General features: G+C 70.7%; 27 protein-coding genes, 1 tRNA gene and 1 pseudogene. 14 read left to right on the top strand and 15 right to left on the bottom strand.

Annotated elements, in window-relative coordinates:
- The 3 genes and pseudogenes from AB9M23_RS19610 to nudC all read left to right on the top strand — a co-directional run.
- A pseudogene (locus tag AB9M23_RS19610) lies at positions 1 to 573 on the top strand (DNA polymerase III subunit gamma/tau); the annotation flags it as partial.
- 61 nt (positions 574 to 634) lie between these two features.
- Positions 635 to 1,069 carry an HIT domain-containing protein gene (locus AB9M23_RS19605; protein ID WP_372426264.1) on the top strand — a complete coding sequence of 145 codons (435 nt, stop codon included), beginning with the start codon at positions 635 to 637 and terminating at the stop codon, positions 1,067 to 1,069.
- Between the two features lie 27 nt (positions 1,070 to 1,096).
- Positions 1,097 to 2,008, top strand: a complete 912-nt coding sequence (gene nudC, locus AB9M23_RS19600) for an NAD(+) diphosphatase (protein ID WP_372426263.1) — start codon at positions 1,097 to 1,099, stop codon at positions 2,006 to 2,008.
- 27 nt (positions 2,009 to 2,035) lie between these two features.
- On the opposite strand, the gene hisN is transcribed toward nudC, so the two are convergent.
- The 4 genes from hisN to minC form a co-directional block, all read right to left on the bottom strand.
- Positions 2,036 to 2,863, bottom strand: a complete 828-nt coding sequence (gene hisN, locus AB9M23_RS19595) for a histidinol-phosphatase (protein ID WP_372426262.1) — start codon at positions 2,861 to 2,863, stop codon at positions 2,036 to 2,038.
- 397 nt (positions 2,864 to 3,260) lie between these two features.
- On the bottom strand, positions 3,261 to 3,536 hold the full coding sequence (gene minE, locus AB9M23_RS19590; RefSeq protein WP_372426261.1) for a cell division topological specificity factor MinE: 276 nt from the start codon (positions 3,534 to 3,536) through the stop codon (positions 3,261 to 3,263).
- Positions 3,533 to 4,348 carry a septum site-determining protein MinD gene (minD, locus tag AB9M23_RS19585; protein ID WP_372426260.1) on the bottom strand — a complete coding sequence of 272 codons (816 nt, stop codon included), beginning with the start codon at positions 4,346 to 4,348 and terminating at the stop codon, positions 3,533 to 3,535. Before minD ends, minE begins: the two co-directional genes overlap by 4 nt.
- A 44-nt stretch (positions 4,349 to 4,392) precedes the next feature.
- The gene (gene minC / locus AB9M23_RS19580; protein WP_372426259.1) at positions 4,393 to 5,268 is read right to left on the bottom strand and encodes a septum site-determining protein MinC; all 876 of its coding nucleotides are present in this window, start codon (positions 5,266 to 5,268) and stop codon (positions 4,393 to 4,395) included.
- A 303-nt stretch (positions 5,269 to 5,571) separates the two neighbouring features.
- Here minC and AB9M23_RS19575 point away from each other — a divergent pair, with 303 nt between their 5' ends.
- Both AB9M23_RS19575 and AB9M23_RS19570 read left to right on the top strand, forming a co-directional pair.
- The gene (locus AB9M23_RS19575; RefSeq protein WP_372426258.1) at positions 5,572 to 7,146 is read left to right on the top strand and encodes a peptidase domain-containing ABC transporter; all 1,575 of its coding nucleotides are present in this window, start codon (positions 5,572 to 5,574) and stop codon (positions 7,144 to 7,146) included.
- Positions 7,143 to 8,453 carry an HlyD family type I secretion periplasmic adaptor subunit gene (locus tag AB9M23_RS19570; protein ID WP_372426257.1) on the top strand — a complete coding sequence of 437 codons (1,311 nt, stop codon included), beginning with the start codon at positions 7,143 to 7,145 and terminating at the stop codon, positions 8,451 to 8,453. Before AB9M23_RS19575 ends, AB9M23_RS19570 begins: the two co-directional genes overlap by 4 nt.
- A gap of 58 nt (positions 8,454 to 8,511) precedes the next feature.
- Here the strand turns inward: AB9M23_RS19570 and AB9M23_RS19565 are convergent, their stop codons facing one another.
- The 6 genes from AB9M23_RS19565 to AB9M23_RS19540 form a co-directional block, all read right to left on the bottom strand.
- Positions 8,512 to 8,688: a hypothetical protein gene (locus tag AB9M23_RS19565; RefSeq protein WP_372426256.1), complete on the bottom strand. Its 177-nt coding sequence runs from the start codon at positions 8,686 to 8,688 to the stop codon at positions 8,512 to 8,514.
- A complete protein-coding gene (locus AB9M23_RS19560; protein ID WP_372426255.1) occupies positions 8,689 to 8,940 on the bottom strand; it encodes a hypothetical protein in 252 nt (83 codons plus the stop codon).
- Between the two features lie 540 nt (positions 8,941 to 9,480).
- Positions 9,481 to 9,807, bottom strand: a complete 327-nt coding sequence (locus AB9M23_RS19555; protein WP_372426254.1) for a hypothetical protein — start codon at positions 9,805 to 9,807, stop codon at positions 9,481 to 9,483.
- A 116-nt stretch (positions 9,808 to 9,923) separates the two neighbouring features.
- On the bottom strand, positions 9,924 to 10,418 hold the full coding sequence (locus tag AB9M23_RS19550) for a toxin-activating lysine-acyltransferase (RefSeq protein ID WP_372426253.1): 495 nt from the start codon (positions 10,416 to 10,418) through the stop codon (positions 9,924 to 9,926).
- The gene (locus AB9M23_RS19545) at positions 10,415 to 11,509 is read right to left on the bottom strand and encodes a hypothetical protein (protein WP_372426252.1); all 1,095 of its coding nucleotides are present in this window, start codon (positions 11,507 to 11,509) and stop codon (positions 10,415 to 10,417) included. The genes AB9M23_RS19550 and AB9M23_RS19545 overlap by 4 nt, the downstream gene beginning before the upstream one ends.
- Before the next feature lie 197 nt (positions 11,510 to 11,706).
- Positions 11,707 to 12,567, bottom strand: a complete 861-nt coding sequence (locus tag AB9M23_RS19540) for an N-formylglutamate amidohydrolase (RefSeq protein WP_372426269.1) — start codon at positions 12,565 to 12,567, stop codon at positions 11,707 to 11,709.
- Positions 12,568 to 12,869: 302 nt separating this feature from the next.
- On the opposite strand from AB9M23_RS19540, the gene cpdR reads away from it, so the two are divergent.
- Complete coding sequence (gene cpdR / locus AB9M23_RS19535) at positions 12,870 to 13,226, top strand: cell cycle two-component system response regulator CpdR (RefSeq protein ID WP_029031016.1); 357 nt, start codon at positions 12,870 to 12,872, stop codon at positions 13,224 to 13,226.
- Between the two features lie 136 nt (positions 13,227 to 13,362).
- A tRNA-Val gene (locus tag AB9M23_RS19530) sits at positions 13,363 to 13,437 on the top strand.
- A gap of 107 nt (positions 13,438 to 13,544) precedes the next feature.
- Here the strand turns inward: AB9M23_RS19530 and AB9M23_RS19525 are convergent.
- The 3 genes from AB9M23_RS19525 to AB9M23_RS19515 form a co-directional block, all read right to left on the bottom strand.
- Positions 13,545 to 13,949: a type II toxin-antitoxin system VapC family toxin gene (locus AB9M23_RS19525; RefSeq protein ID WP_372426251.1), complete on the bottom strand. Its 405-nt coding sequence runs from the start codon at positions 13,947 to 13,949 to the stop codon at positions 13,545 to 13,547.
- Positions 13,949 to 14,194 (bottom strand): type II toxin-antitoxin system Phd/YefM family antitoxin, encoded by a 246-nt coding sequence (locus AB9M23_RS19520; RefSeq protein WP_372426250.1) that lies wholly within the window; start codon positions 14,192 to 14,194, stop codon positions 13,949 to 13,951. Before AB9M23_RS19520 ends, AB9M23_RS19525 begins: the two co-directional genes overlap by 1 nt.
- Positions 14,195 to 14,301: 107 nt before the next feature.
- Positions 14,302 to 15,924: an ABC-F family ATP-binding cassette domain-containing protein gene (locus AB9M23_RS19515; RefSeq protein WP_372426249.1), complete on the bottom strand. Its 1,623-nt coding sequence runs from the start codon at positions 15,922 to 15,924 to the stop codon at positions 14,302 to 14,304.
- 156 nt (positions 15,925 to 16,080) lie between these two features.
- Between AB9M23_RS19515 and AB9M23_RS19510 the strand changes: the two genes are divergently transcribed.
- The 7 genes from AB9M23_RS19510 (at position 16,081) to AB9M23_RS19480 (ending at position 22,839) form a co-directional block, all read left to right on the top strand.
- Positions 16,081 to 16,872 carry an alpha/beta fold hydrolase gene (locus AB9M23_RS19510; protein ID WP_372426248.1) on the top strand — a complete coding sequence of 264 codons (792 nt, stop codon included), beginning with the start codon at positions 16,081 to 16,083 and terminating at the stop codon, positions 16,870 to 16,872.
- 93 nt (positions 16,873 to 16,965) lie between these two features.
- Positions 16,966 to 17,358, top strand: coding sequence for a DUF4149 domain-containing protein (locus AB9M23_RS19505; protein WP_372426247.1), 393 nt, complete (start codon positions 16,966 to 16,968; stop codon positions 17,356 to 17,358).
- 115 nt (positions 17,359 to 17,473) lie between these two features.
- Positions 17,474 to 18,682, top strand: coding sequence for an AAA family ATPase (locus tag AB9M23_RS19500; RefSeq protein WP_372426246.1), 1,209 nt, complete (start codon positions 17,474 to 17,476; stop codon positions 18,680 to 18,682).
- Positions 18,679 to 19,296 carry a DUF4276 family protein gene (locus AB9M23_RS19495; protein ID WP_372426245.1) on the top strand — a complete coding sequence of 206 codons (618 nt, stop codon included), beginning with the start codon at positions 18,679 to 18,681 and terminating at the stop codon, positions 19,294 to 19,296. Before AB9M23_RS19500 ends, AB9M23_RS19495 begins: the two co-directional genes overlap by 4 nt.
- A 138-nt stretch (positions 19,297 to 19,434) precedes the next feature.
- The gene (locus AB9M23_RS19490; RefSeq protein WP_372426244.1) at positions 19,435 to 21,129 is read left to right on the top strand and encodes an alpha-amylase family glycosyl hydrolase; all 1,695 of its coding nucleotides are present in this window, start codon (positions 19,435 to 19,437) and stop codon (positions 21,127 to 21,129) included.
- A 74-nt stretch (positions 21,130 to 21,203) separates the two neighbouring features.
- Entirely contained in the window at positions 21,204 to 21,458 is a 255-nt protein-coding gene (locus AB9M23_RS19485) for a DUF6460 domain-containing protein (protein ID WP_372426243.1), read from the top strand.
- Positions 21,459 to 21,522: 64 nt separating this feature from the next.
- Entirely contained in the window at positions 21,523 to 22,839 is a 1,317-nt protein-coding gene (locus AB9M23_RS19480; protein WP_372426242.1) for an MATE family efflux transporter, read from the top strand.
- Positions 22,840 to 22,945: 106 nt separating this feature from the next.
- Here AB9M23_RS19480 and AB9M23_RS19475 read toward each other — a convergent pair whose 3' ends face one another.
- The gene (locus AB9M23_RS19475) at positions 22,946 to 23,677 is read right to left on the bottom strand and encodes a Bax inhibitor-1/YccA family protein (protein ID WP_372426241.1); all 732 of its coding nucleotides are present in this window, start codon (positions 23,675 to 23,677) and stop codon (positions 22,946 to 22,948) included.
- A 285-nt stretch (positions 23,678 to 23,962) separates the two neighbouring features.
- Positions 23,963 to 25,594, bottom strand: a complete 1,632-nt coding sequence (locus tag AB9M23_RS19470) for an HAL/PAL/TAL family ammonia-lyase (RefSeq protein WP_372426240.1) — start codon at positions 25,592 to 25,594, stop codon at positions 23,963 to 23,965.
- Positions 25,595 to 25,787: the final 193 nt, after the last annotated feature.

Here is a 25,787-nt window from a genome sequence, read left to right as displayed (position 1 = left end):
GGCGGTCGCGCCGCGCTGCCGCCGGCGAAGGCGCTTCTCGCCGCGGTGCCGTCGAGCCCGCGGCCGGAGTCGACCCCCGCCTCGATGCCCGCGCAGCCCGCTGTGGCGCAGGCGGTCCCCGCGGTGAAGCTCGCCCGCTTCGAGGACCTCGTGGCCTTCGTCGGAGAGCGCCGCGACATCGGCCTCAAGCGCGCCCTCGAATGCGACGTGCGCCTCGTCCACTACGAGGACGGGCGGCTCGAGTTCGCCCTCGCCGACTCGGGCCGGCGCGACCTGCCCAACGAGATCTCCCGCAAGCTCGCCGAGCTCACCGGCCGGCGCTGGATGGTGGCGCTCTCGCGCGAGGAGGGCGCGCCGCCGCTCGCCGAGGTGGCGGCGGAGGCCGCCCGCGAGCGCCGGCGCGACGCGCAGAACCACCCCCTCGTCCAGAGCGTGCTCGCCCGCTTCCCCGGCGCGCAGATCGTCGACGTGCGCGAGCGCGCGCCGGTCGACGACGAGACGGGCGCCGCGGCGGTAGGCATCTCGGAGGCGGCAGAGCCGATGGCGCCGCCGGCGGAGGACGAGGAACTCTGAGGATCGCCCAATCCTGCGAGCCCCGTAGCCGCCGGCCGCGCCGCGCTCTATCCTCCCCGTCATGAGCACGCCCGCCCCGCCGCAGACCGGCTTCGCCCTCGATCCGCGCCTCTCCGCCGACACGCTGCCCGTGGGCGATCTCGGCCTGTCCGCCGTCCTCCTGATGAACGACGCGCGCTTCCCCTGGCTGATCCTGGTGCCGCGCCGGCCCGGCCTCGTCGAGATCGCCGACCTGACGGACGGAGACGCGCGGGCCCTGATGGAGGAGATCCGCGTCGCCTCGCGGGTGCTGCTCGAGGTCGCCCGGCCGGACAAGGTCAACGTGGGCGCCCTCGGCAACGTCGTCCCGCAACTCCACGTCCACGTGCTCGCGCGGTTCGCCTCCGATCCCGCCTGGCCGGGTCCGGCCTGGGGCCACGGCACGCGCGTTCCCTACCCGCCGCATGCGGTCGCGGCGCTGCTCGAGCGCCTGCGCGCGGCCTTCGTCGCCGCCTGACCCGCCGCGGCACCGGAGACATACCCCATGCCCGACACCACCCCGCCGCTCGGCTTCGCCACGAACGGCCTCGTGCGCCACACGAGCGAGCACGGCGATGCCGCACTCGCGCGGCATGCGGGCGACCCGCGGGCGCTCACGGCTCTCTTCGCCGGCGATACGCCGCTCCTGCGCCGTGACGGCGATGCGCTCGGCGCGCTGCACCCGCAGCCGGTGCTCGACGGCATCGCGACGACCGTGCAGGTCTATCTCGGCACGCTCGACGGCCGCCCCGTCCTCGCCACCGCCGCGCCGGCGGATGCGCTCGATGCGCTGGCGGCGCGGCCGGGCGTCGAGCCGCACGACCTGCGCGGGCTCGCGACGCGCGGCCTCGTGCCCGAGCGCGAGATCGGCCTCCTCGCCCAGGCGCGCTCCCTCGTCTCCTGGCACCTGCGCCACGGCTTCTGCGCCAATTGCGGCGCGCCGACACGGCAGTCCGCCTCCGGCTACCGCCGCGACTGCGACGCCTGCGGCGCCCAGCACTTCCCGCGCACCGACCCCGTCGTGATCATGCTGATCACGCGGGGCGACCGCTGCCTGCTCGGCCGCCAGGCGCGCTTTCCGACCGGCAACTACTCCTGCCTCGCGGGCTTCATCGAGCCAGGCGAGACGGTGGAGGACGCGGTGCGCCGGGAGACCTTCGAGGAGGCGGGCGTGCGGGTCGGCGCGGTCTCCTACGCCCTCTCCCAGCCCTGGCCGTTTCCGTCCTCGCTGATGCTCGGCTGCGTCGGCGAGGCGCTGTGCGACGCGCTCACGATCGACCACGCGGAGCTGGAGGACGCGCGCTGGTTCTCCCGCGACGAGGTGCGGCTGATGCTCGCGGACGCGCACCCCGAAGCCCTGCGCGTGCCGCCGCCGGTCGCGATCGCGCACCACCTCGTGCGGCTGTTCGTGGCGTGAGCCGCGCGGGTCGCGGGGCGGCGCCGCTCACCCCGCGAGCAGCCGCAGCGTCTCCGCGTGGACCCGCTCGTCGCCCGAAGCCACGATCGTCCCGCCGCCGGAGGGGTCGCCCCCGTCCCAGGTCGTGACGACGCCGCCGGCGCCCTCGACGATCGGGATCAGCGCCACGATGTCGTAGGGCTGGAGCCCGGCCTCGACGACGATGTCGATGTGGCCGGCTGCGAGCATGCAGTAGGCGTAGCAGTCGAAGCCGAAGCGCACGTTGCGCGACGCCGCCTCGACCCGCCCGAAGGCCTCCCGCTCCGCGCCCGGCGCGAACAGCCGCGGGCTCGTCGCCGACAGGGTCGCCTCGGCGAGGCGCGCGCAGCGGCGCGTGCGCAGCCGCCGCTCGCCCGTCTCCGGGCCTCGGCCGGCGCCGCTGCCCGAGCCGGGGATCGGGCCGCGATAGGTCGCCCTGCCGCCGTCGCCGAAGAAGCGCTCGCCCGTGAAGGGCTGGTGCATCAGCCCGTAGCAGGGCCGGCCGTTGCGGGTGAGCCCGATCAGCGTGCCCCAGGTCGGGAGGCCCGAGATGAAGGCGCGTGTGCCGTCGATCGGGTCGAGCACCCAGACGTACTCGGCGCCCTCGCCTTCGGACCCGTATTCCTCGCCGACGATGCCGTGGCCCGGGAAGGCGCGCTTGATCAGGTGGCGCATGGCCGACTCGCCGGCCTTGTCCGCCTCCGTCACCGGATCGAAGCCGCCGTCGCGCCCGCCCTTGTCGGACGCGGCCATGGCGGTGCGGAAGAAGGGCAGGATCGCCTTGCCCGAGGCGGTGGCGAGATCGTCGACGAAGCTAGCGATATCGTACAGGGCCATGCCGCCGCACCTCGAGTGAGGAAACCGGTTCCTCAATCTCACGAGTGGCGCGCCGGAACAAGCCGGGGGCGCCGCTGGGGTCGCGCTCCGGCGCGTGATGCAACACGCGCGGGCCGTGAGGGGGGCCGTATGCGTCGGACGCATGGGCCTGCGCGCTGGGGACGGGCCATCCGGTGTTTCCGGGGCTTGTGTTTTGTGCGGCGCAATGTATCTTGTGCAGTGCGGTAGGGCATGGCGTTGCCCTCCCGTATGCCCTCCTTGGGCGTTTCCTCCCTAGACTTGGGGCCGCTCTCCGGAGCGGCCCTTTTTTTGTCCGGGGATGGTCGCCCATCGCCCGGGCCGGGGGAAGACCGCCATTCGTCGGAGGCGCCGCGCGCCGGCCGCCGGCGAGGTCCCGTCAGGCGACCTTCGCCGCCTTGGGCGCGGCCGGCATCTCCGGCAGCTCGATGTCGACCTCGAGCAGAGACATCGATTCGCCCCGGTCCATCTTCACCCGCACCTTGTCGCGCTCGACCGGCACGTGCTTGGCGATCACGGCGAGGATCTCCTCGCGCAGCACGGCGACGAGATCGGAATTGCCGATCACGGCGCGCTCGTGCGCGAGCAGGACCTGGAGCCGCTCGCGCGCGACCGGCGCGGACGAGCGACGCGTGAACAGGTTGAGCAGGTTCATGCGGCCCTCCTTCCGAAGAGCTTGCCCAGGAAGCCCTTCTTCTCGCTGGGTACCACCACCGGCAGGCTCGCCCCCTCGAGACGCCGCGCGGCGTCGAAATAGGCGCGGGCGGGCGTGGAGCCCGGCTCGCAGAGGGTGACGGGGCTGCCGAGATTCGACGCGCGCAGGACGTCCTGACTCTCGGGGATGATGCCCAGCAGGGGGATCGAGAGGATCTCGAGGACGTCGTCGACCTTGAGCATGTCGCCGCGCTCGGCCCGGATCGGGTCGTAGCGCGTGAGCAGCAGGTGCTTGTCCATCCGCTCGCCGGCTTCCGCCTTGAGCGTCTTCGAATCGAGGAGCCCGATGATGCGGTCGGAATCGCGCACCGAGGAGACCTCGGGGTTCGTCACCACGATCGCCGCGTCGGCGTGGCGCATGGCGAGCGTGGCGCCGCGCTCGATGCCGGCGGGGCTGTCGCAGATCACCCAGTCGAACTTCTCGCGCAGTTCGTCCATGACGCGCGCGACGCCCTCGGCGGTGAGGTTGTCCTTGTCGCGCGTCTGCGAGGCCGGGAGCAGGTGCAGCGTGTCGCACCGCTTGTCCCGGATCAGCGCCTGGGCGAGCTTCGCGTCGCCCTGCACCACGTTGATCAGATCGTAGACCACGCGCCGCTCGGCGCCCATGACGAGGTCGAGATTGCGCAGACCGACGTCGAAGTCGACCACGACGACGTTCTTGCCCTGCGAGGCCAGGGCGGCCCCGAGCGCTGCGGTCGAGGTCGTCTTGCCGACGCCTCCCTTACCCGATGTCACGACGAGAACCTTGGCCATCGCCACCACCTCCGTTGCTGCCCCCGCGTCGTCGACGTCTTTCGTCAGCCGATCGCCGCAATCTTCATGGCGTCGCCCTCGAGCCAGACCTGTGCCGGCTGGCCGCGCAGCGATGCCCCGATGTCCTCGGCCGTCTTGTAGAGGCCGTCGATCGCCACGAGCTCGGCCTCGAGCCTGCGGCAGAATATGCGCGCGCGCGGATCGCCGGTGGCGCCCGCGAGCGCCCGGCCGCGCAGGGCGCCGTAGACGTGGATCGAGCCGCCGGCGACCACCTCCGCGCCGGAGGCGACCGAGCCGAGCACGGTGACGTCGCCCTCCGTGAAGACGATCGACTGGCCCGAGCGGACCGGCTGGTCGATGATCAGCGAGGGCGTGGCCTGGGGCGCCTGGGGACCGGACACGGCCGTGGCCGCGTCGGCGGCCGCCTTCGCCGCGGCCTCCGCCGCCGCCGCCACGCCGGCCGGAGCCGCCGGACCGCTCTGCGCGAGCGCCTGCGCCGCGGCCCGGGCCGTCGCTGCGCGCTCCGCCTCGGGATCGATGTCGTTCGCCGGACGCCCGCCGCGCATCTCCGGCGGCAGGCCGGGGCCGAGCTGGGACGGCTTGGCGTTCTCCACGCCCATGATCCGCACGCCCCGCTCGCCGAGCTTCTCGACGAGCGTCGCCAGCCCCTCGCGGTTCACCGCGAGATCCTTCAGGTCGAGCACGATCGGGCGCCCGAGGAAGAACCCCGCCGACTTCTCGGCGAGCGCGTCGAGCCGTGCCAGCCAATCGTCGAACGGCAGCTCCGGCGCGAGCACGAGCGCGACGAAGGATCGGCCGCGGAAGCGGATGGCGGCCGGTGCCGACGGGGCGTCGGGCTCGGCGGTCTCGGGCTCGGCGGTCTCGGGCTCTGGGGCGCGCTTGGCGGAGAGTGCGTTCATGGCTCGGGCGGGCTGGAGGAATCCTGATGGGCTCGATTTGGGCGGGTTAGGGTTAACGGTGGGTTAATCCCGGGGGCCGACGGGCAACTTTTGCCGGGGGGGTGGGGCGGCGTACGACCGGTGTCCGGCGCGTGGTCTTGATCATAATGCAAAGTTGCTATAGCGTTTTACGCAATTTGCACAATCTGGGAAGCCATCGTGTCGTCTGCGTCACCGGAACAGGCTCGTACGGCGTCGCCTCCGGTGCCGCTTTCGTGGTTCGGTAAAACTCTCTGGCAGTATGCTCCAGTCTACTTGGAGTTGATGGTCGTTGCGATCTGCCTTCGGCTCCTCGGGCTCGTCGAACCCTTCGTCTTCCAGGTGATCATCGATCGGGTGCTGCCGTTCCAGCGCGAAGCGACTCTGGTGGTGGTCGTCACCGTCTTCGCGCTCGCGAGCCTCTACCAAGTGGCCTTACAGGCTCTGTCCGGGTATCTCGGGCTCGCCACGACGACGAGCGTCACGCGCGAGCTGGCCAAGCGGATCTTCGCGCACCTGCTCCGCCTGCCGGTGGCCCACTTCCGACGCTGGAATATCGGCGAGACTCTCGCGCGGGTCTCGGAAACCGATACGATTCGCGCCTTCCTCGTAGGCGCGACAACGGGTGTCCTCCTCGACCTCGTCTTCGTCGCCGTTTACGTCGCGGTCCTGTTCACGATTTCTACGACCCTGGCCTGGATCGTGGTCGCGACCCTGCCGGTCCAGGCGTTCGCTTATCTCGCCTACGGACCATTCCTACGCGAGCGTCTGCGCGTCCAATTCGATCGGGGCGCTCGCCACCAGGCTCATGTGGTAGAGAGCCTTGCGGGAGCGGTCGCTTTGAAAGCGCTTGCGGCCGAGGCGCCGATCCTGGAACGGCTGCAGGGCACGCTCACCCAGTCGCTCGAGGCCGCCTTCCGCGTCGGCACGCTGAGGATCGCGAACGCAGAGACGATCTTCGCCGTCGATCGGGCGCTGACGATCGCGATCGTGTTCGTCGGCGCGTCGCTCGTCTTCGCCAACGAGATCACACTCGGGCAGCTCGTCGCCTTCCACCTTCTCGTCGGGCGCGTCGTCGGCCCCATCGGCAACTTCGCGAGTCTCTGGGAGAGTTGGCAGAACGTTCGAATCGCCAGGCAGCGGTTGGGCGACATCCTGTGCGAAACGCAGGAGGGTTTCGACACGAAGCCGCAGCTTTCCACCACATTGGAGCCGCGTCTCGTCTTCGAGGACGTGCACTTCGGATATGGCGACGGCACAGCCGTCCTGCGCGGCGTCTCCTGCATGTTCGAGCCCAGAACTCTGACGCTCGTCGTCGGCCCGTCCGGAATCGGCAAGTCGACCTTCGGCAGGCTCGCGGCCGGGATCGAGGCGCCGCAGACGGGTCGGGTGCTGCTCGGTGAGGAGGATATAGCCGGCTTCGATCCCGGGAACGTCCGCAGGACGATCGCCTACGTACCGCAGGAGCCCTTTCTGTTCACCGGCACCGTACGGGAGAACCTCTGCATGCACGGTTCCGCGCAAGACGAAAGCTCGCTGACGGAGGCCCTCCGCCGCGCGGCAGCGGACGATGTGGTCGCGCGGCTTCCGCGAGGCCTCGACAGCCCCGTGGGCGAGCGCGGGATGAATCTGTCGGGTGGCCAGCGACAGCGTATCGCCATCGCCCGCTCCCTCGCCATGCGCCCCAAGGTCCTTGTTCTCGACGAGCCGACGAGCGCGCTGGACGCGGCGGCCCAGGCCATCATGGCACGAGAGATCCGGGACCTCGCGCGGGAGACGACTGTCGTCGTCATCACGCACAGGCCCGACGTCTTTCCCGACCCCGATCGAATCATCGATTTTGCGATGTTCGGACGATGAGCCCGACAGCAGACCGCGTCGTCTCCCCCACTCTCCACCTGACGATCCTCGGGCTGGTCGCGGTGTTCGCGACCGCGGTGACGGTCTCCATCCTGCTCGAAGTCGAGATCGTGGCGCGCGGGCAGGGGCGCGTGATTCCGCTTTCGCGCGTGCAGGTGATCGAGCCGGAGTTCGACGGTCGCATCGCAGCGATCGCGGTGGAGAATGGGCAGCGGGTCGCAGCCGGGGAGGTGCTCGTCGCCTTCGACTCCACCGATGCGCAGGCCGAACTGGCGCGACGGGAGGCCGAGGATCTGCGCCTTCGGATCGAGCGCGCGCGGATCGACGCGGCGCTGGAGGCCGCGAGCCGGGACCCCGCCGAGGAGGGCTTCGTCGTGGATGCGCTGACTGCGTTCGTGCCACCCGATGGAGATCGGCGCTACGCACGGGAGCAGAGCCTGCTGCTCGAAGCCGAGCTCGAGGAGCTTTCGAGCGCCGCGAGGCGAACGGACGCGCGCATGGCGGCCAACGCGCGCACGCGCGCCGTTCTCCAGGCGAACGCGGCGCGCGTCGATGCCGCGCTCGAGACGCAGGACGAGCGCCTCGCTGCCTCGCAGGAACTGCTCGAGCGCGGCACGACGAGCCGCCTCACCCACCTCGATGTCCTCGACGAGAGCACGCGCCTCGCAGCGGAGCGCCGCGTCCTGGAGCGCGAGGCCGAGCGCATCGCCGCAACCGCCGCCGAGATCGCCGCCGAGCGTTCCGCGCTGTTCGCTGGGGTTCGCGCACGGCTCACCGCCCGGCGCGCCGACATCGAGGCGCGTCTCGCCGCGCTCTCGGAGGAACTGGTTCAGGCCAGGCGCCGCCGCGCCGCCATGACGCTGACGGCTCCCGTCGGCGGTGTCGTCGATCAGTTGCGCGTCTTCACCGTCGGCGGCGTCGCTCAGGCCGGCGAGGAGTTGATGCGGGTCGTGCCCACTGCGGACGCGCCGGAGATCGAGGCCGCCTTCCCCAACATCGACGCCGGCTTCCTCGAACCGGGTCAACGCGCCATCATTCGCCTCGATGCCTATCCTACGGAACGCTTCGGCTACGTCTCGGGAGAGGTGCGCACCGTCTCGGCGGACGCCGTGGAAGTGGACGGCGCGTTCGTGTTCGTGACCCGCATCACGCCGGACACGACCTACCTGGAAGCACCGCTCGGCCACTACCCGCTGCGCCCCGGCATGACGGCCACCGTCGATGTCGTGACGGGCGAGCGGCGATTGATCAGCTACTTCTTTGCGCCGATCGTGGAGACGGTGCAGATGAGCCTGGGAGAGCGGTGAAGAACGCGTGCCCGCCGACGGAGAGGGCCGCAGAACGCAACCCGATGAGCAGCCCGGATTACTTCTCCGGCTTGAACAAGTGCTCCCCCAACATGGCGGCGGCCAACGCGACAGTGCCCCCGATCGCGCTCCTGACCAGGAGCGGAAGCTCATGGCCGTTGAGTGCGAACGCCGTCCCCCCGACCGACACGCCGACGATCAACGCGGTCCAGATACGGTAGCTCGGTGTCTTCATTCACGTCTCGCCCATGTCGTCCCGCGCCGCCGCTGCCCCCGACCGGCGAACGATCGCGCCACCGTCCGAAGGCGCCGCGAGCCGTCTCGTCATCCACACGAGGACGGCGAGAACGATCCAATTCACGACTGCGACCACCGGCTGCATGCCGAGGGAGGAGACGGAGACGACGGCCAACGCATTGGCGCACGCGTGCGCGACGAACGGCAACGTGACGAGGAGGGCGCTTCGACGCAAGAGCCCCTCGGCCATCATCGCCGTGAAGCAGACGTGCCATCCGATTACGGCGATCCAGGCGGCGACGGCGGCCGGCGGCCCCCAGCGAAACTGAACGGCGAACGCGGCCTGGCTCGCGAAGGCGTCGAGCGTCAGAAAGGGGGCAGCGAAAGCGGGAATGCGAAGCGCGAATTCGAACAGGCCCCATCCGAGGCCGACGGCATAGGCGGATTGCGGCCGACGTTGCAGCGCCGATAGAAGGCACGTCAGCGTGACATAGCGGCCAGCTTCCTCCCGCGTCTCAAGGACGAAACGCCTCTATGAATCGGTTTCGAAGCTTCGGAAGATCAGAGTACATGCTGAAGCAGATGAGGGATGCATAGATGAACAACAACACGTATATATCGTGCTGCTCCCACCGGAGCAGCAGGGCTTTTACACCGGCGCCAACGGGAAATGCCGGAAGCCAGAAGAGCGCAGTCATGATCAACCGAAACATCGCAACAGCTCCGCTTGAAGGGGCCCGCGATGACGCGTGCCCCATGGGATCGACTTCGGTGAGGGCGTTTGCCCAGTCTACCACAAGCCAGCATTCTCTCCCGCAGCGTGCACGCTGCCACCGACGGCACCGCTGACCCCGCCGACCGCCATCCCGGCAGGGCCACCTGCGAATCCAGCGGCGAGTCCCATGGCGGCGCCCCCGAGGATGCCGTCCCGGATGTTCTGACCAGCGGGCGAAGGCGAGAAGTTCCACGACTCGTAGCCTTGACCCCCGGGCCATCCGTTGCTGGCGTAGTCGGAACTCTGCCAGCCACCCGAGCCTCCGCCGCCGCTGCTGCTTCCACCGCCGCCGTAGCTCACCGGCGAGGTGATCTCGGCCATGATCGTGTCGATATCCGTCATCGATCGTCTCTCTTCTCATTTGGAGGCATGCGAGGCATGATCTCCGTGCTGCGTGTTGCCCGGCTCCCGCCGGGCGGCTCGTTCGGCCGGGGGGCGTGCCAGCGCCTCCCGGCCACCTACGCCTCGCGCCGCGAGGCGTGTTCCGTAGCCGACCCCGGGGCGGCCGCGCCCGCCGCGGCGGCATCCGCCTTGAACCAGCGCTTGATCCCACGCACGCTCCCGTCCGGCGCGCGGGCGAGGCTGGTGGCGGTGCGCTGCTGGACGGCGTGGAAGACGTTTTCCTTCAGATCGCGGATGAAGACGCGCGCGCCGCCGTAGGGTGCGACGAAATCGTTGAAGAAGAGCCGCGTGCCGCAGGCCCACTCGTCCGACCGCAGGGCGCGGCCAGATGCGTGCAATTCGGCCTCGACCGTCGGCGTGATACAGGCGAAGGTGAGGAACGCCGTAGCGGTTCCGCTCTCATCGAACCAGATCCGAGCCTGCCCCAGCCGAAGCGGCGGAGCGATCTCCACGGCGACGTATCGGCGCAACGGCTGACCACGATGGTAGGGCGACGCAGCCAGAAGCTCGACGATCGCGCCGAGGCTCGCGTAGACGTCGACGCGACTCATGGCGAGTGCCCTCCTCGGTTGGCGTCGGCGGAGGCGCGGCGGGAGATGAGGGCTTCCATCCGCGCACGGTCGCCGAACGGCGCCGCGAGCCGCTCGTTGCCCGCCGCCGATTCGCCTGCGCGCGATGCGATGCCCCATCCGAAGGGCCGAGCCTCCTCGTCGACCCCGATCACCAGCCCCCCGTCGCGCAGGGCGCCGACAATCGCAGCGTAGAAGCCTTGAACCGTCTCGCCGTCGAGATCCTTCGCCGCCGTCTCCAGAGCGGCAGCGACCCCGATGCGTCGGTAGGCGGCCATCGGTCCGGCCTCGTCCCGGCCGACGATCGGCGGGAGCGGATTTCGCGACGCCAGCGCGTCGAGAATGTGGGGTTCCAGCCGCGTGGGCGCATCCGGGCCGCTCTCGAGGAGTGCGCAGGCCGTGTTGGGCTCCGCAAGACCCGCCGACCGTCGCGCGATCCAGCGTGCCACCGGATAGTTCCAACGGTAGTCGTAGGTTGCGCCGCCGCTGGCCAGCGCCGCCCTCAGTCGCTGCGCGTCGGCGACCAGATAGGTGCGGTCGTCGCGGATCCAGGCCGCCCGGAGCGCTCGACGTTCCCGGCCGTCGGAGAGGTGCCGCAACACGGCTCTCTCGCCCAGGAATGCGCAGACCTCGCGCGCCACGGGCGGCATCGTCGCTCCGGGAGTGTGGACGTGTGTGGCGACGATCTGGACCGCATGCGCGAGTTCGTGGACGAGCGAGAGCGCCTCCTCTGCCGAGCCGGTACGCCAGGGAACGATGATCGATGGAAGCGCGCGCGGCCCAGCGTCGCGGGTCTGCGGCCTCGCGCCGCGCTGCGCGACGAACCACGTCGGTGCGTCTGTGCAAACGCGTCGGGCGACCTCGGCGTGCAATGGCCATGCCGCGGCGAACGCATCCGCGCACAGTTCTCGCACGCGGCGCACAGCGAAACGGTGGTCCTTTTCCGGCGGTGCGGCACCAGCGTCGAGCGGAGCGGCGCCGCCGAGGATCGCCGCCACCAGGTCCGACCTGATCCGATTGATGTCGAGCCAGGCCGCGACAGCCGTCGTCCTGGCCGTGAGAACCGATTGCATGGACAAAGCGCGTATCGAGTCCGCAGAGCGCGGTCCGTGGATGTCCAGGGTTTGCATGCCGAGGTTAACGCGCGACAATTTTCTGTCAATACTGTTATGTTGCGGCAATCAAAAGATGGATTGCTACAATCCACTCACCCTGGCTGCCGCGCGAATAAGCGCATCGTATGGTGCCGGCGCCCGCGCCCCCACCCCGCTCATTCCGCCGCGAGCCCCGGCTCGATCGACGCGGCGCCGACGCAGGCGGCGATGGCCGGGAAGACCTCCGCCATGGCGTCGATCAGGTCGCGGGCGATCGTCGCGAAGGCGGGGCTGCGGGCCAGCGTGCGCTCGTCCATGTAGAGCGCGCGGTTGATCTCGATCTGCAGGGCGTGGCGCCGCCCGGCCGGCTCGCCGTAGTGCTCGGTGATGAAGCCGCCCGCGTAGGGCTTGTTGCGGGCGACCCCGTAGCCGCGCCGGCGCAGCGCCTCCTCGACGAGGTCCGTGATCGGCCCCGCGCAGCTCGTCCCGTAGCGATCGCCGAGCACGATGTCGGCGACGCCCATCTCCTCGCGGGCGAGCGAGGAGGAGGGCATCGAGTGGCAGTCGATCAGGACGGCGGCGCCGAAGAGCGAGACGGTGCGCTCGACGAGCCGGCGCAGGGTGCGGTGATAGGGCTTGTAGAGCGCCTCCACGCGGGCGAGCCCTTCCTCCACCGCGAGCTTGCGGGCGTAGATCTCGTGCCCGTCCGCGACGAGGCGCGGGATGGTGCCGAGCCCGCCGGCGACGCGCATCGAGCGCGTGTTGGCGTAGCCGGGCAGCCGCCCGTCGAACATGCGCGGGTCGAGCTCGTAGGGCTCGCGGTTCACGTCGAGATAGGCGCGGGGGAAGCGCGCGCGCAGCAGCGGCGCGCCGAGCGCCGGCGCGTCTGCGAACAGCGCGTCGACGTGCGCGTCCTCCGAGCGGCGCAGCGCGACGCCGGAGAGGCGCGCGGCGGCGAGGAAGGAGGCGGGGTAGACCGTACCGGCATGCGGCGCGTTGAAGACGAAGGGTGCGCTCTGCCGCCCGGGCGCGTCCACCACGAAGGCGGGGGCGAAGTCCGGGTCGAGATCGGCGTCGCGCGCGAGGTCCGCGCCGAGATGCGTGTCCTGTGCGACGGGCATGCGGCCTGCCGGGTCTCCGAGCTGATGCGGGGGCGCTGCCGAACCGGCGCGCACGCCCCGCGCGAGCCATCGAAGATGGGGCCTCGCGCGCCGTCTGTCCATGGCGCAGATCGGCGCGGGCCGCCGCGGCGGGCAGCCGGCTTCATGGCCTGTTTACGGCCCGTCGGCTTTATGGAACAACGATAGCCGATTCGCACCAGAGCCGATCCGGACGACAGATGAAGATCCTTCTCGCGGAAGACGACGACGACATGCGCCGCTTCCTCGCCAAGGCCCTGCAGAACGCGGGCTACGACGTGGCGAGCTTCGACAACGGTTTGTCCGCCTACAACCGCCTGCGGGAGGAGCCCTTCGAACTGCTCCTCACCGACATCGTCATGCCCGAGATGGACGGCATCGAGCTCGCGCGCCGCGCGACCGAGCTCGACCCGGACATCAAGGTGATGTTCATCACCGGCTTCGCCGCGGTGGCGCTCAACCCGGACACGCAGGCCCCCAAGGACGCCAAGGTCCTCTCCAAGCCCTTCCATCTCAAGGACCTCGTCAACGAGGTGGAGAAGCTGCTGGCCGCCTGAGCGCGGCGGGACCGGGCCGGCGGACGGGGCGAGAGCGGGGACGGATCAGCGTGCATCTTACCGCTTGCATCCCGCGAATCCCTCCGCTATACGGCCCTCCTCACCGGCGGCGCCCACCCGAAGTCGCCGGTCTGGAGGGCGCGTAGCTCAGCGGGAGAGCACTACGTTGACATCGTAGGGGTCACAGGTTCAATCCCTGTCGCGCCCACCATCCAAAGCCTTGCGGCTCTAAGCGTTTCTGGCCGAGTGCATCGGAAGCGCCGTCACGTCCGTGACAGTTCGGCGCCGAGCCCGGCGCCTGATTTGGTCCCCACGAACTCAACCGAACGGGTTCTCGACCTCTACGCCGGTCCCCTCGAAGTGCGCGACGTTTCGCGTGACGACGACCGCGCCGTGGTGGAGCGCCGTCGCGGCGATCACAACGTCGACTCCGTTGTGCCCGATCTGCGCGCTCAAGCGGCCCCAGATCCGCGCCACGTCCGGACAGACCGGCAGGATGCGATCGGCGAAGAGCGCGGCCGTCGTATCGACCCACGCCCGCAGCGTCGCCGCGAAATCCGGGTCGCGGTCCCGCACCGCCTCGATGCCGCGCTCGATCTCTCCGAGCGTGAGGACGCTCAGGAACAGCGTGCGCTCGTCGTGCCGCTCGAACCATCGAGCAACCGACCGATCCCGGTCGGCGCGGCGCGGCGCGGACAAGACGTTCGTGTCGACGAGGTACATCAGAGATCGACCTCCCGCGGCCGCAGGTCGGCGCGGTCGAGGGGAAGATCGCCGGGGAACGCGAGCAGATGCTCGGTAAAGGAGCCGCGCCCGGCGCGCGCCTGCGCCACGAGCAGGTCGTATTGCCTGGCCTCCACGACGACGACAGCCGGCTTGCCCCGCCTGGTGACCCGCTGCGGCGTCCCGGACATCGCGTCGTCCACGACCCGGCTGAACCTGTTCTTCGCGTCCTGGAGCGTCCACATCGCCGTCACTCCTCGCACTCCTCGCACGGCTCGCTTTCATCGGCCGATGGCTAGCTAGATAGCTAGCTCGTGAGCCGGGCGTCAAGCATCGTCCCGCCCCACCTCACTCACCCCCGCAACCCCGGCGCCTCCTGCCCGGTCCGCGCCACGTACTCGACGTACCCGCCCGCGTACTGGTGCACGCCGTCCGGCGTCACCTCCAGCACCCGGTTCGACAGGGCGCCCAGGAAGTGCCGGTCGTGGGAGACGAAGAGCATGGTGCCCTCGTAGCGTTCGAGCGCGGCGACGAGCATCTCCTTGGTGGCCATGTCGAGGTGGTTCGTCGGCTCGTCGAGGACGAGGAGGTTGGGCGGGTCGTAGAGCATCAGCGCCATCACGAGGCGCGCCTTCTCGCCGCCCGACAGCACGCGGCACTTCTTCTCGGCGTCGTCGCCGGAGAAGCCGAAGCAGCCGGCGAGCGCGCGCAGCGAGCCCTGGCCGGCCTGGGGGAAGGCCTCCTCGAGCGACTGGAACACCGTGCGCTCGCCGTCGAGCACCTCCATCGTGTGCTGGGCGAAGTAGCCCATCTTGACGCCTGCGCCGATCGTGACCGATCCATCGTCGGGCTCGGCGGCGCCGGCGGCGAGCTTGAGCAGCGTCGACTTGCCGGCGCCGTTGACGCCCATGACGCACCAGCGCTCCCTGCGGCGCACGACGAGGTCGAGGCCCTCGTAGATCCGCCGGGAGCCCCAGGCCTTGTGCACGCCCTTCAGGCTGATCACCTCGTCGCCCGAGCGCGGCGCGGGCGGAAAGTCGAAGCTCACCGCCCGGCGGCGGCGGGGCGGCTCCACGCGGTCGATCTTGTCGAGCTTCTTCACCCGGCTCTGCACCTGGGCCGCGTGCGAGGCCCGCGCCTTGAAGCGCTCGATGAAGGCGACCTCCTTGGCGAGCATGGCCTGCTGGCGCTCGAACTGCGCCTGCTGCTGCTTCTCGGCGAGCGCGCGCTGCGCTTCGTAGAATTCGTAGTCGCCCGAGTAGCTGGTGAGCGCCCCCCCGTCGATCTCGACGATCTTGTCGACGACCCGGTTCATGAAGGCGCGGTCGTGCGAGGTCATCAACAAGGCGCCGGGATAGGTCTTCAGGAAGGATTCGAGCCAGATCAGGCTCTCGAGATCGAGGTGGTTGCTCGGCTCGTCGAGCAGCATCACGTCGGGACGCATGAGCAGGATGCGGGCGAGCGCGACGCGCATCTTCCAGCCGCCGGAGAGCTTGCCGACGTCGCCGTCCATCATCTCCTGCGAGAAGCCGAGCCCGGCCAGCACCTCCCGCGCGCGGCCGTCGAGCGCGTAGCCGTCGAGCTCCTCGAAGCGCGCCTGCACCTCGCCGTAGCGCTCTACAACAGCCGCGAGGTCGTCGGCCTGGTCCGGATCGACCATGGCTGCCTCGAGCGCCCGCAACTCCGCGGCGACGTCGCTGACGGGACCGGCGCCGTCCATCACCTCGGCGACCGCGCTGCGGCCCGCCATCTCGCCGACGTCCTGACTGAAATAGCCGATCGACACCCCGCGATCGACGGAGACCCGGCCCTCGTCGGGTTGCTCCTCCCGGGTGATCAGCCGGAACAGCGTGGTCTTGCCCGCGCCGTTGGGGCCGACGAGGCCGACCTTCTCGCCCCGCTGGATCGTGGCGGACGCCTCGATGAACAGGATGCGATGGCTCGCCTGTTTGGTGACGCTCTCGATACGGATCATGTGCTCGCCGGCCCGGGAAGTGGTTCGGCGGCCTTATGGCACGGGCGGGCGCCGGCGGCGACCCTCCCCGGCCGGGGGCGAACGGCGCGCCGGCCGGAACGACCGTCGCCGCTCGGGTCTTGACGGGCGGGGCGAGACGCGAGGGAGCGCGAACGCATGCTTCGATACGACCGCAGCGGGGAGGGGCCCGCCATCGTCCTCGTTCACGGCCTGGGCGGCACCCGCCGCTCCTGGGATCCGATCCTGCCGGCCTTGCGTGCGCGGCGCACGGTGATCGCGCTCGACCTGCCCGCCCACGGCGAGACGCCGGGCGCGCCCGACAGCGGCGGCTTCGATGGCCTGGCGCGCAGCCTCGAGGCGTTCCTGCGCGCCGAGGGGCTCGACCGCGCGGCGCTCGTCGGCGCCTCGCTCGGGGCGCGGCTCGTGCTGGAGATGGCGCGCCGCGGCGTCGGCGGGCCGATCGTGGCGCTCGACCCCGGTGGCTTCTGGCGCGGACGCGAGCGGACCTGGTTCCGCGCCACGCTCACGGCCTCCCTCGTCGCGCTGCGCGGCCTCGGGCCGCTGCGGGGACCGCTCGCGCGCAACGCCGCGACCCGCAGCCTCCTCCTCGCCCAGCTCTCGGCCCACCCCGCCCGCGTTCCCGCGGACCTCGCCGCGCGCGAGATCGACGGTCTGGCCCTGACCCCGACCGTCGGCCCGCTGATCCGCGATCTCGCCGCCGGCCCGGCGCAGGAGGGACCCGCCGCCGCACCGAGCGGCCCGGTCGCGATCGGGTGGGGCCGCAAGGACCGGCTCTGCCGCCCCGCGCAGGCCGAGCGCGCCTGCGCCGCGTTCCCGTCCGCGCGGCTGCACTGGTTTCCCGATTGCGGCCACTTCCCCGTCTGGGACGCGCCGGAGGCGGCCGCGGACCTCGTCCTTCGGGCGACCGCGGAGCCGGTCGCGTCGTAGCCGGCGGGCCACGCCCGCCGAGACGTCCCGCCGCATCGACGCGCGGGCGGCGCGCGCCACTTCGCCGGCGTCGCCCCGAAGACGGACCCGGCCATGCTCGCCACGCTCGCGCTCCTCGTCCTCGCCCTCCTGTTCGGAGGCATGGTGCTGTATTCCTTCGGCTTCGCCGCCTTCCTGTTCACGGCCCTGCCGCCGGAGACCGCGGGACCGACGATCCGCAAGGCGTTCCCGCACTTCTACCTGTTCGTGATCGGCACGGCCGCCGTCGCGGCGCTGCTGCTGTGGCCGATCGACCCGCTCGCCGCGGCGCTGATGACCGCCGTGGCGGCGACGACCGTCCCGACCCGCCAGATCCTGATGCCCGCCATCAACGCGGCGACCGACGCCGGGGCGAAGGGCCGCTTCGCGCGTCTGCACGCGCTCTCGGTCGCGATCACCCTCGCCCACATCGCCGCCGCCGGCTGGGCGCTCACCCGACTCGGCTGAGCGGGAGTGCGCCGGTTTACGCCGGAGCCGGCGGATCGGCGGTCCGCGCCGGGCTGCGCGCCGCTCGCAAAGGTGCTAAGGCCCGCATACGAGAGGAACACCGGAGCCCCGCGTCATGACCGTGCCGCCACGGATCGAGCAGCTCAAGATCAAGAACTACCGGGCCTTGAAGGATGTGACGCTCGACAAGCTGACGCCGCTCTCTGCGCTCGTCGGCCCGAACGGAAGCGGTAAATCGACCGTATTCGATGTCCTCGCCTTCCTGTCGGAGTGCTTCTCCGATGGCATTCGCAAAGCGTGGGACCGCCGCGGCAAATTTCGCGAGCTGCGAACGCGCGGAAGCGAAGGGTCGATCGAGATCGAGATCAAGTATCGCGAGGTGCCTCAGGGTCCGGGTCGAACCCCGTTGATCACCTATCATCTCCAGATCGACGAGGACGGTGCGCGTCCGGTGGTGGCGCGCGAGTTCCTGCGCTGGACCCGAGGTGCCGGAGGCAAGCCGTACAACATCCTGGAGTACGGCCGCGGCGAGGGCAGCGTCATCACCGGCGAGGTACCCGAGCGTGAGGATCGGCGGCAGGAGCGCAAGCTGTCCGGCCCGGACGTGCTCGCCGTGAGCACGCTCGGCACCCTTGCCGAGAACCCGCGCGTGATCGCTCTGAAGAACTTCATCACCGGCTGGCACATGTCCTATCTGTCGGCCGACGACACGAGAGGAAGCCCCGAGTCCGGCCCCGCCGAACGGCTCTCCCAAAGCGGCGACAACCTGGCGAACGTGATCCAGTACCTGCGCGAGCAACACCCCGATCGCCTCGAGCAGATCTTCGCCACGCTGCAACGGCGCATTCCCCGGATCGAGCGGGTCGAGGCCAAGCCGCTGGACGACGGGCGTCTCCTGCTGCGCATCAAGGACGGGCCGTTCGCCGACCCGATTCTCGCGCGCTACGCCTCGGACGGCACCTTGAAGCTCCTCGCGTACCTCACCGTGCTGTACGATCCCGCCCCACCGCGACTGATCGGCATCGAGGAGCCGGAGAACTTCCTCCATCCACTCCTCCTGCCCGAGCTGGCGGAGGAATGCCAGCAAGCTTCGGCGAACGCCCAGCTGATCGTGACGACGCACTCGCCCTTCTTCATCAAGCGGCTCGATCCGGCCGAGGTGCGGGTCCTGTATCGTGCGGAAGACGGGTTCACGCGCTCGCGCCGTGTCGCGGACATGCCGGGCGTACAGAACCTTCTCGACGAGGGAGCCGACCTGGGGCAGCTTTGGATCGAAGGCCACTTCAGCGTGGGCCACCCCTTCGCGTCGGCGGGTGCGGCATGACGCAGCTGATCGTCTTCGTCGAGGAAGAATCCGCCGAGGCGGCTCTGGGACACCTTCTCCCCCGATTGATCCGCGGTCGCTGTACCTTCAAGGTGATCAATCTACAGAACAAGTCGAATTTCCTCAAAGTGATCGAAAGCCGCCTGCGCGGCTACGCCGAGATATGCGAGCGCGACGATCTGCGCTTCGTTCTTCTCGTCGACCGTGATGCGGACGACTGCGTAGCGCTGAAGGAAAAGCTCGAAACCGCCGCGCGACGCGCTGGGCTACCGACACGCCGGGCACGCGCACGGGACGGTACCTTCAGGCTCGTGACGCGCATCGTCGTCGAGGAGCTGGAATCCTGGTTCCTGGGCGATCCCGATGCGCTGTGCGCCGCCTACACGAAGCTGCCGCGGCTGAATACCGGCAAGCGGCCGTTCGCCAATCCCGACAATGGCGGAACCTGGGAGGAGCTGGAGAAGCTGCTGCGCAAGCACGGCTATCCCAAGCGCTACGCCAAGATCGACGGTGCCCGCCGGATCGCCGGGCGAATGGATCCCGATCGGAACAGATCCACCAGCTTCCAAGCCTTCCGGGCGGGAGTCGAGGACCTCTTGTCGCCGCCGGCCTGATCGCTCCAAAGCGCATCCGACACACGGGTCTGCGAGCCTGTGGCATCGATCCTCGGGTGCTCCGAAGGCGCGCCGTGAAACCGCACCGCCGCTCGCCTCGTTCCGCTCGCGACCAACGAGAAGCCGGAGCGGGGAGCGATGAGCGAGACCAGCACGAAATCCCGACGCGCCGCGGGCGGCGGCGCACCCCCCGCGCCGCCCTGGTGGGCGAGCGCGGTGATCTACCAGCTCTACCTGCGCAGCTTCCGCGACACGAACGGTGACGGGATCGGCGACCTGAACGGGGTGACCGAGAAGCTCGACTACATCGCGGCGCTGGGCGTCGACGCGCTGTGGCTGTCGCCCTTCCACGAGTCGCCCATGCGGGACTTCGGCTACGACATCAGCGACTTCCGCTCCGTCGACCCGACCTACGGCGAGATCGCCGACCTCGACCGGCTCGTGCTCGCCGCCCGCGAGCGGGGCCTGCGGACGATCGTCGACTTCACGCCCTGCCACACTTCCGAGGAGCACCCCTGGTTCCGCGAGAGCCGGTCCTCGCGCGACAACCCCAAAGCGGATTGGTACGTCTGGGCGGACGCGCGGCGGGACGGAACGCCGCCGACGAACTGGCTCTCCTCCTTCGGCGGCAGCGCCTGGGACTGGGAGCCGCGGCGCAGCCAGTATCGCTACCACGCCTTCCTCGCCTGCCAGCCGAACCTGAATTTGCGCACTCCCGAGGTGGTCGAGGCGATCCTCGGCGAGATGGCGTTCTGGCTCGATCGCGGCATCGACGGCATCCGGCTCGACGCCGTGCAGTGCCTGCTCTGCGATCCGGACCTGCGCGACAACCCGCCGATCGCCTCGAGCGGCCCCTCGATCCTGGTCGGCGGCGGGCCGAACAACCCCTTCGGCCGCCAGGAGCACGTCTTCGACCGGGGCCTGCCGGCCTCGATGCGGCTGCTCGAGCGCATGCGCGCGCTCGCCGACCGCTACGGGGACGACCGCTTCCTGCTCGGCGAGGTCTCCGACGTCGACTCGATCCCCTTCTGCGCGGAGGCGACGGCGCCCGGGCGCCTGGACGCCGCCTACCATTTCGACCTGATCAATTCCGACCTCGACGTCGGCGTCCTGCGCCGGCAGATCCGCGACACCGCCGCGCGGCCGGAGGCGGCGATCATGACGGTCGCGGGCAACCAGGATTCGACGCGGCTGATGAGCAATTGGGGCGCGCGGCCCGCGCGTCGGGGCTTCGGGCGCGCCTTCGCGAAGCTGATGTGCGGCCTCATGGCGACCCAGAAGGGCGGCGCCCTCGTCTTCCAGGGCGAGGAACTCGGCCTCACGCAGGCCGAACTCGCCCGGGAGGACCTGCGCGACCCCTGGGGCCTGCATCTCTACCCCGATTTCGAGGGGCGCGACGGTTGCCGCACGCCGATGCCGTGGGAGGCGGACGCTCCCTACGCCGGCTTCGGCGCGGAGACGCCCTGGCTGCCGCTGTGCGAGGACCACCGCCCGCTCGCCGTCGACCGCCAGGAGGCGGACCCCGACAGCGTGCTGAACGCCTACCGCCGCATCCTCGCCTGGCGCCGCGACCAGCCGGCCCTTCGCGGCGGCTCCCAGCGCCTGCTCGAGGACGCGCCGGAGCCGCTCGTCGTCTACGAGCGCGAGGCGAACGGCGCGCGCCTCCTGTGCGCCTTCAACCTCTCCGACCGCCCCTTCGGCTGGCGCCTGCCCGAGGAGGAGCGGGATGCCTGGAAGGTCGTGGACGGGCCGGGCTTCGGCGGCGCGATCCGGGACGGCGGGGTGCTGGCGCTGGGCGCGTACGACGGGCTCTTCGCCGCGCGGCGGGGGTGAGGACGGCGGGGTACCTTGCCAACGCGCGCGGCGCCTGCGATGACGCGGCGGCGTCGATCAACGGAGCGAGCCCCATGCAGCGCCTCCTCGGCGGGTCCCCCGCCGCCGTCCTCGTCAAGCTCGTCTTCCTGTCGCTCGTCGTGGGCGCCTTCATGGCGCTGCTGGGCATCACGCCGCAGGGGCTGTTCGAGGGCGCCTTCGGGCTCGTGCGCGACCTCTGGGAGACCGGCTTCGAGGCCTTCGGGACGCTCGGGCGCTGGCTGATCTACGGGGCGATGGTGGTCGTGCCCGTGTTCGTCGTCCTGCGCATCATCGCCGCGCTGCGCTGACGTGAGCGCGCCCGCCGAGAAGGCGCCCGCGTCGGCCGCCCCGCCGGAGGTCTCGCACCGGCGCATGTTCCTCATCGCGCTGCCGATGATGCTCTCGCACATCACGGTGCCGCTGCTCGGCTTCGTCGACACGACCGTGATCGGTCGGCTGGGCGACGCCGCGCTGCTCGGCGCCGTCGCCGTCGGCGCGATCGTCTTCGACTACGTCTTCTGGACCTTCGGCGCTCTGCGCATGGGCACGGCGGGCATGACCGCGCAGGCCGTGGGGCGGCGGGACGACCGCGGGGTCGCGGAGACGCTCGCCCGCGCGCTCGCCGTGGGCGCCGGGGTCGGCCTCCTGATCGTCCTCCTCCAGGCGCCCATCGCGTGGGCCGCCTTCGCGGCGATCGGCGCATCGGACGCGGTGAACGCGGCGCTCGCCGAGTACTTCGCGATCCGCATCTGGGCTGCGCCGGTCACCTTGATGAACTATGCGCTCCTCGGCTCGCTGACGGGCCGCGGGCGCACCGATCTCGCCTTCCTGACGCAGGTCGCGACCAACGTCGTCAACATCGGGCTGACCGTCTTCTTCGTCGTCGGCCTGGAGATGGGCGTCGCCGGCGCGGCGCTCGGCACCGTGATCGCCGAGGTGCTCGGGCTCGCGCTCGGCTTCGCCGTCGTGCTGCGGCTCGGCGACGACCCGTTCGCGGTGCGCCGCGCGGCGCTGCTCGACCGCGCCGCGCTCGCGCGCATGCTCGCGGTCAACGGCGACATCGTCGTGCGCACGATGGCGCTCGGCGCCGCGTTCCTGATCTTCAACGCGCTCGGCGCGCGCGCCGGCGACGAGACGCTCGCCGCCAATGCCGTGCTCTACAACATGTTCGCCATCGGAGCCTACTTCCTCGACGGCTTCGCCACGGCGGCGGAAGCGGTGTGCGGCCAGGCCTACGGCGCGCGCCGCCCGCGGGACTTCCGGCGGGCGGCGGGCATCGCGGCGCTGTGGGCGCACGTCTTCGGGGTGGCGGTCGCCGCCGGCTTCCTCGTGGGCGGGGGCGCCTTCATCGACTTCGTCTCGACCGACCCTCGGGTGCGAGAGACCGCGCGGCTCCATCTCGTCTTCGCCGCGCTCTCGCCGCTGGTGGGTGCGCTCGCGTTCGCGCACGACGGCGTCTACATCGGTGCGACCTGGACGGCGGCCCTGCGCAACCTGATGCTCGCGTCCTTCGCGTTCTATCTCGTGCTGCTCTTCCTCCTGCGGGACCTCGGCAACACGGGGCTCTGGATCGCCTTCCTCGCGTTCCTGGCCTCGCGCGGCGTCGGCCAGCAGCTCGCCTTCCCCGCGCTGGCGCGCCGCCACATCCCGCTCGATTGCTCGGACGCGCCGCCGCCCACGCGCGGCTGACGGCGCCCGAAGGCGGAAACGAGAACGCCCCGGCCTCGTGGGAGGCCGGGGCGTCTCGCATCGTCGGGGCGCGGCGGCCGCGAAGGCCCGCCTCACCGGGTCCGGATCACTCGCGGTTGCCCATCAGGGCCAGCAGGAACTGGAACATGTTGATGAAGTTCAGGTACAGCGACAGGGCGCCCATCACGGAGACGCGGCCGGCGGTCTCGCCGTCGAAGTTCCCGTAGAGGTACATCTCCTTCAGGCGCTGCGTGTCCCACGCGGTGAGGCCCGCGAAGATCAGCACGCCGATGATCGAGATGGCGAAGGCCATCGCCGACGAGGCGAGGAAGATGTTGACCACCATCGCGATGATCAGGCCGATGAGGCCCATGATCAGGAACGAGCCCATGCCCGACAGCGAGCGCTTCGTCGTGTAGCCGTAGAGGCTCAGGCCGGCGAAGGCCGCGGCGGTGACGAAGAACACCTGCACGATCGACTCGCCCGTGAAGACGAGGAAGATCGTCGACAGCGACAGGCCCATCACCGCCGAGAACAGCAGGAACATGGACCGCGCCTTGGCGGCGCTCATCGACTCGATCTTGAACGTGAAGAAGAAGATGAAGGCGAGCGGGGCGAGCATCAGCACCCAGCGCAGCGGGCTGCCGTACAGGGCCTGCGCCACCGCGGGCGACGCCGAGGCGACGAGATAGGTGCCCAGCGCCACGACGCCGGTCACGCCGAGGCCCACCACCATGTTGTTGTAGACGCCGAGCATGAACGCCCGCAGGCCCTGGTCGATCTCGGCCTGCGGACGCGCCACGCCGGTGCCGTAGGCGAAGCGGTTCTGGTCGTTCATCGGAACCCCATCCTCTCGAGAGTTGAGCCACGGTCCGCACGACGTCTCGAAGGCGTCGACGACCCGTCGCCGCGCGGGGCGGCGGTTGTCGACCTGGAATATGTGGGGTCGCGCCCCGCTTCGCAAGCCCTTCTCGCGCGCGAGACGTCGCAGGCGAAGAAGAATCGTGAACAGTTTCCGTCGTCTCCCGAAGAACCGCGGCGCGCGCGCGTATATCCCCGCGCTCCACATGTATATTGGGCGAGGCGGCCGGAGGCGTCACTCATCCGGCACGGTGGCGGCGCCTCACTCCAGCGCGCCGACCGCATCCTCCACCGCCCGGACCACGGCGCCGGAGCGGACGAGGTCCAGCGCCTGCGCCATCTCGGCGGCATACCAGCGGTCGCCCTCGAGCGCCGGGGGAATCACCGCGCGGATCGCGTCGAGCGCGGCCCGCGAGCCGCGACCGATCGGGTGGTCCGGCGCAATCGGCTCGACGAGGGAGAGCGCCTGCGCGGCCATGAGCAGCTCGCAGGCGACGACCTGCTCGGCGTTCTCGACCACGGTACGCGCCTTGCGGCCGGCCCAGGTCGAGTTCGAGACGTGGTCCTCGGCGTTGCCCTTGCCGGGGATGGAATCCACCGAGGCCGGCATCGCCAGCGTGCGGTTCTCCATCACGAGCGCCGAAGCGGAGCACTGCACCGTCGCGTAGCCGGTGTTGAGCCCCTTCTTGCCGGCGAGGAGGTTGCGCGGCAGGCCGTAGCTCATGCCCGGATCGATCAGCCGCGCGAGCCGCCGCTCGGAGATCGAGGCCATGTCGGCCATGGCGATGGCGAGCAGGTCCATCGCCTGCGCCACGTACTGCCCGTGGAAGTGCCCGCCCGAGAGCGAGACGAGACCGCCCGACCCGTCCTCGACGACGAGCGGGTTGTCGGTGGCCGAATTCAGCTCGGTGCCGACGATGCGCTCGACATAGGCCACCGCCTCGTCCGCCGGGCCGTGCACCTGCGGGGCGCAGCGCAGGGAATAGACGTCCTGCACCCGCGGCGCGGCGGGCGTGCCGGCGGCGCGGCTCTCCTCGGGGAAGACGACGTCGCGGGCGTCCTGCGTCGTGCGCCGCGAGCCGTCGAGGATGCGCAGCACGTTGCGCGCCACCTTCATCTGCCCGGGATGCGGCCGGGCGCGCTGGATGCGCGGGTCGAAGGCGTCGCGCTCCCCGCGCAGCGCCTCCAGCGTGAGGCACAGCGCGACGTCGGCGGCCTTGAGCAGGCGCCGCGCGTCGTGGGTGGCGAGCAGCGCCAGCGCCAGCGAGGTGGTCGAGCCGTTGATCAGCGCGGAGGCGTCCTTCGCGCCCAGCGCGACGTCCGGCTCGAGGCCCGCGGCGGCGAGCGCCTCGCGGGCGGGCATACGCCGGCTCCGCCAGATCATTTCCGCCTCGGGGAAGCCGCACACGGCCGCCGCGAGGTGAGCCAGCGGCGCGAGATCACCCGACGCGCCGACCGAGCCCTTCTGCGGCACCACCGGATGGAGCCCTGCGTTCAGGCAGGCGAGTAGGCGCTCGACGAGCTCGACGCGCGGCCCGGAATAGTTCGAGGCGAAGGCGTTCGCGCGCGCGAGCATCATGGCGCGGGTGACGTCCTCGGGGAACGGCTCGCCGACGCCGGTGGCGTGCGCGTAGACCGTCTTGGCCTGATAGGCCACCATGTCCGCCATCAGCACGCGATGCTCCTTGAAGAGCCCCACGCCCGTGTTGAAGGCGTACATCAGCGGCGCCTCGTCGTGCATCCAATGCGCGTCGATGAAGGCGCGGGTCGCGGCGAGGCGGGCATGGGCCTCGTCCGCGAGGCGGGCCTGCGCGAAGCCCCCCGCCGCGTCGGGCCGCGCCACCGCCACCGCGGCGTCGATGGTGAGGCTCGTGCCGTCGAGCGCGACGATCATGCCGGATCTCCTGGAGGGTTGGCCCGTCGAGCGTTACCGCGCCGCGGGCGGGCTGGCAACGCGGGTTGGCGTCCGCGCACGCGGCACGGCCGAGCAGGTGGGCTCCGCATTAACTCCGGCTTGAGCTTTCGTCGGCAGCGTTACCCTAGGGAACAACCGACGTTCCCGGCATGCGGGCGAGAGGCGCGACGGC

Origin of the sequence: Salinarimonas chemoclinalis (assembly GCF_041514305.1) — a bacterium.
GTDB classification, from domain to species: Bacteria; Pseudomonadota; Alphaproteobacteria; order Rhizobiales; family Beijerinckiaceae; genus Salinarimonas; species Salinarimonas chemoclinalis.
Note: the sequence above shows the minus strand (reverse complement) of the source record. Positions and strands in the feature narration are given on the sequence as shown.

What these genes read in the sequence shown, in the direction of transcription:
- AB9M23_RS19470 (WP_372426240.1), bottom strand. Translation starts at nt 25,594, where the DNA reads ATGATCGTCGCGCTCGACGGCACGAGCCTCACCATCGACGCCGCGGTG.
- AB9M23_RS19515 (WP_372426249.1), bottom strand. Translation starts at nt 15,924, where the DNA reads ATGATCCGTATCGAGAGCGTCACCAAACAGGCGAGCCATCGCATCCTG.
- AB9M23_RS19565 (WP_372426256.1), bottom strand. Translation starts at nt 8,688, where the DNA reads ATGAAGACACCGAGCTACCGTATCTGGACCGCGTTGATCGTCGGCGTG.
- AB9M23_RS19495 (WP_372426245.1), top strand. Translation starts at nt 18,679, where the DNA reads ATGACGCAGCTGATCGTCTTCGTCGAGGAAGAATCCGCCGAGGCGGCT.
- AB9M23_RS19485 (WP_372426243.1), top strand. Translation starts at nt 21,204, where the DNA reads ATGCAGCGCCTCCTCGGCGGGTCCCCCGCCGCCGTCCTCGTCAAGCTC.
- AB9M23_RS19550 (WP_372426253.1), bottom strand. Translation starts at nt 10,418, where the DNA reads ATGAGTCGCGTCGACGTCTACGCGAGCCTCGGCGCGATCGTCGAGCTT.
- AB9M23_RS19525 (WP_372426251.1), bottom strand. Translation starts at nt 13,949, where the DNA reads ATGTACCTCGTCGACACGAACGTCTTGTCCGCGCCGCGCCGCGCCGAC.
- cpdR (WP_029031016.1), top strand. Translation starts at nt 12,870, where the DNA reads ATGAAGATCCTTCTCGCGGAAGACGACGACGACATGCGCCGCTTCCTC.
- AB9M23_RS19505 (WP_372426247.1), top strand. Translation starts at nt 16,966, where the DNA reads ATGCTCGCCACGCTCGCGCTCCTCGTCCTCGCCCTCCTGTTCGGAGGC.
- hisN (WP_372426262.1), bottom strand. Translation starts at nt 2,863, where the DNA reads ATGGCCCTGTACGATATCGCTAGCTTCGTCGACGATCTCGCCACCGCC.
- minE (WP_372426261.1), bottom strand. Translation starts at nt 3,536, where the DNA reads ATGAACCTGCTCAACCTGTTCACGCGTCGCTCGTCCGCGCCGGTCGCG.
- AB9M23_RS19490 (WP_372426244.1), top strand. Translation starts at nt 19,435, where the DNA reads ATGAGCGAGACCAGCACGAAATCCCGACGCGCCGCGGGCGGCGGCGCA.
- AB9M23_RS19570 (WP_372426257.1), top strand. Translation starts at nt 7,143, where the DNA reads ATGAGCCCGACAGCAGACCGCGTCGTCTCCCCCACTCTCCACCTGACG.
- AB9M23_RS19475 (WP_372426241.1), bottom strand. Translation starts at nt 23,677, where the DNA reads ATGAACGACCAGAACCGCTTCGCCTACGGCACCGGCGTGGCGCGTCCG.
- AB9M23_RS19555 (WP_372426254.1), bottom strand. Translation starts at nt 9,807, where the DNA reads ATGACGGATATCGACACGATCATGGCCGAGATCACCTCGCCGGTGAGC.
- minC (WP_372426259.1), bottom strand. Translation starts at nt 5,268, where the DNA reads ATGAACGCACTCTCCGCCAAGCGCGCCCCAGAGCCCGAGACCGCCGAG.
- AB9M23_RS19560 (WP_372426255.1), bottom strand. Translation starts at nt 8,940, where the DNA reads ATGGCCGAGGGGCTCTTGCGTCGAAGCGCCCTCCTCGTCACGTTGCCG.
- AB9M23_RS19500 (WP_372426246.1), top strand. Translation starts at nt 17,474, where the DNA reads ATGACCGTGCCGCCACGGATCGAGCAGCTCAAGATCAAGAACTACCGG.
- AB9M23_RS19480 (WP_372426242.1), top strand. Translation starts at nt 21,523, where the DNA reads ATGTTCCTCATCGCGCTGCCGATGATGCTCTCGCACATCACGGTGCCG.
- AB9M23_RS19545 (WP_372426252.1), bottom strand. Translation starts at nt 11,509, where the DNA reads ATGCAATCGGTTCTCACGGCCAGGACGACGGCTGTCGCGGCCTGGCTC.
- minD (WP_372426260.1), bottom strand. Translation starts at nt 4,348, where the DNA reads ATGGCCAAGGTTCTCGTCGTGACATCGGGTAAGGGAGGCGTCGGCAAG.
- AB9M23_RS19575 (WP_372426258.1), top strand. Translation starts at nt 5,572, where the DNA reads ATGGTCGTTGCGATCTGCCTTCGGCTCCTCGGGCTCGTCGAACCCTTC.
- AB9M23_RS19510 (WP_372426248.1), top strand. Translation starts at nt 16,081, where the DNA reads ATGCTTCGATACGACCGCAGCGGGGAGGGGCCCGCCATCGTCCTCGTT.
- nudC (WP_372426263.1), top strand. Translation starts at nt 1,097, where the DNA reads ATGCCCGACACCACCCCGCCGCTCGGCTTCGCCACGAACGGCCTCGTG.
- AB9M23_RS19520 (WP_372426250.1), bottom strand. Translation starts at nt 14,194, where the DNA reads ATGTGGACGCTCCAGGACGCGAAGAACAGGTTCAGCCGGGTCGTGGAC.
- AB9M23_RS19605 (WP_372426264.1), top strand. Translation starts at nt 635, where the DNA reads ATGAGCACGCCCGCCCCGCCGCAGACCGGCTTCGCCCTCGATCCGCGC.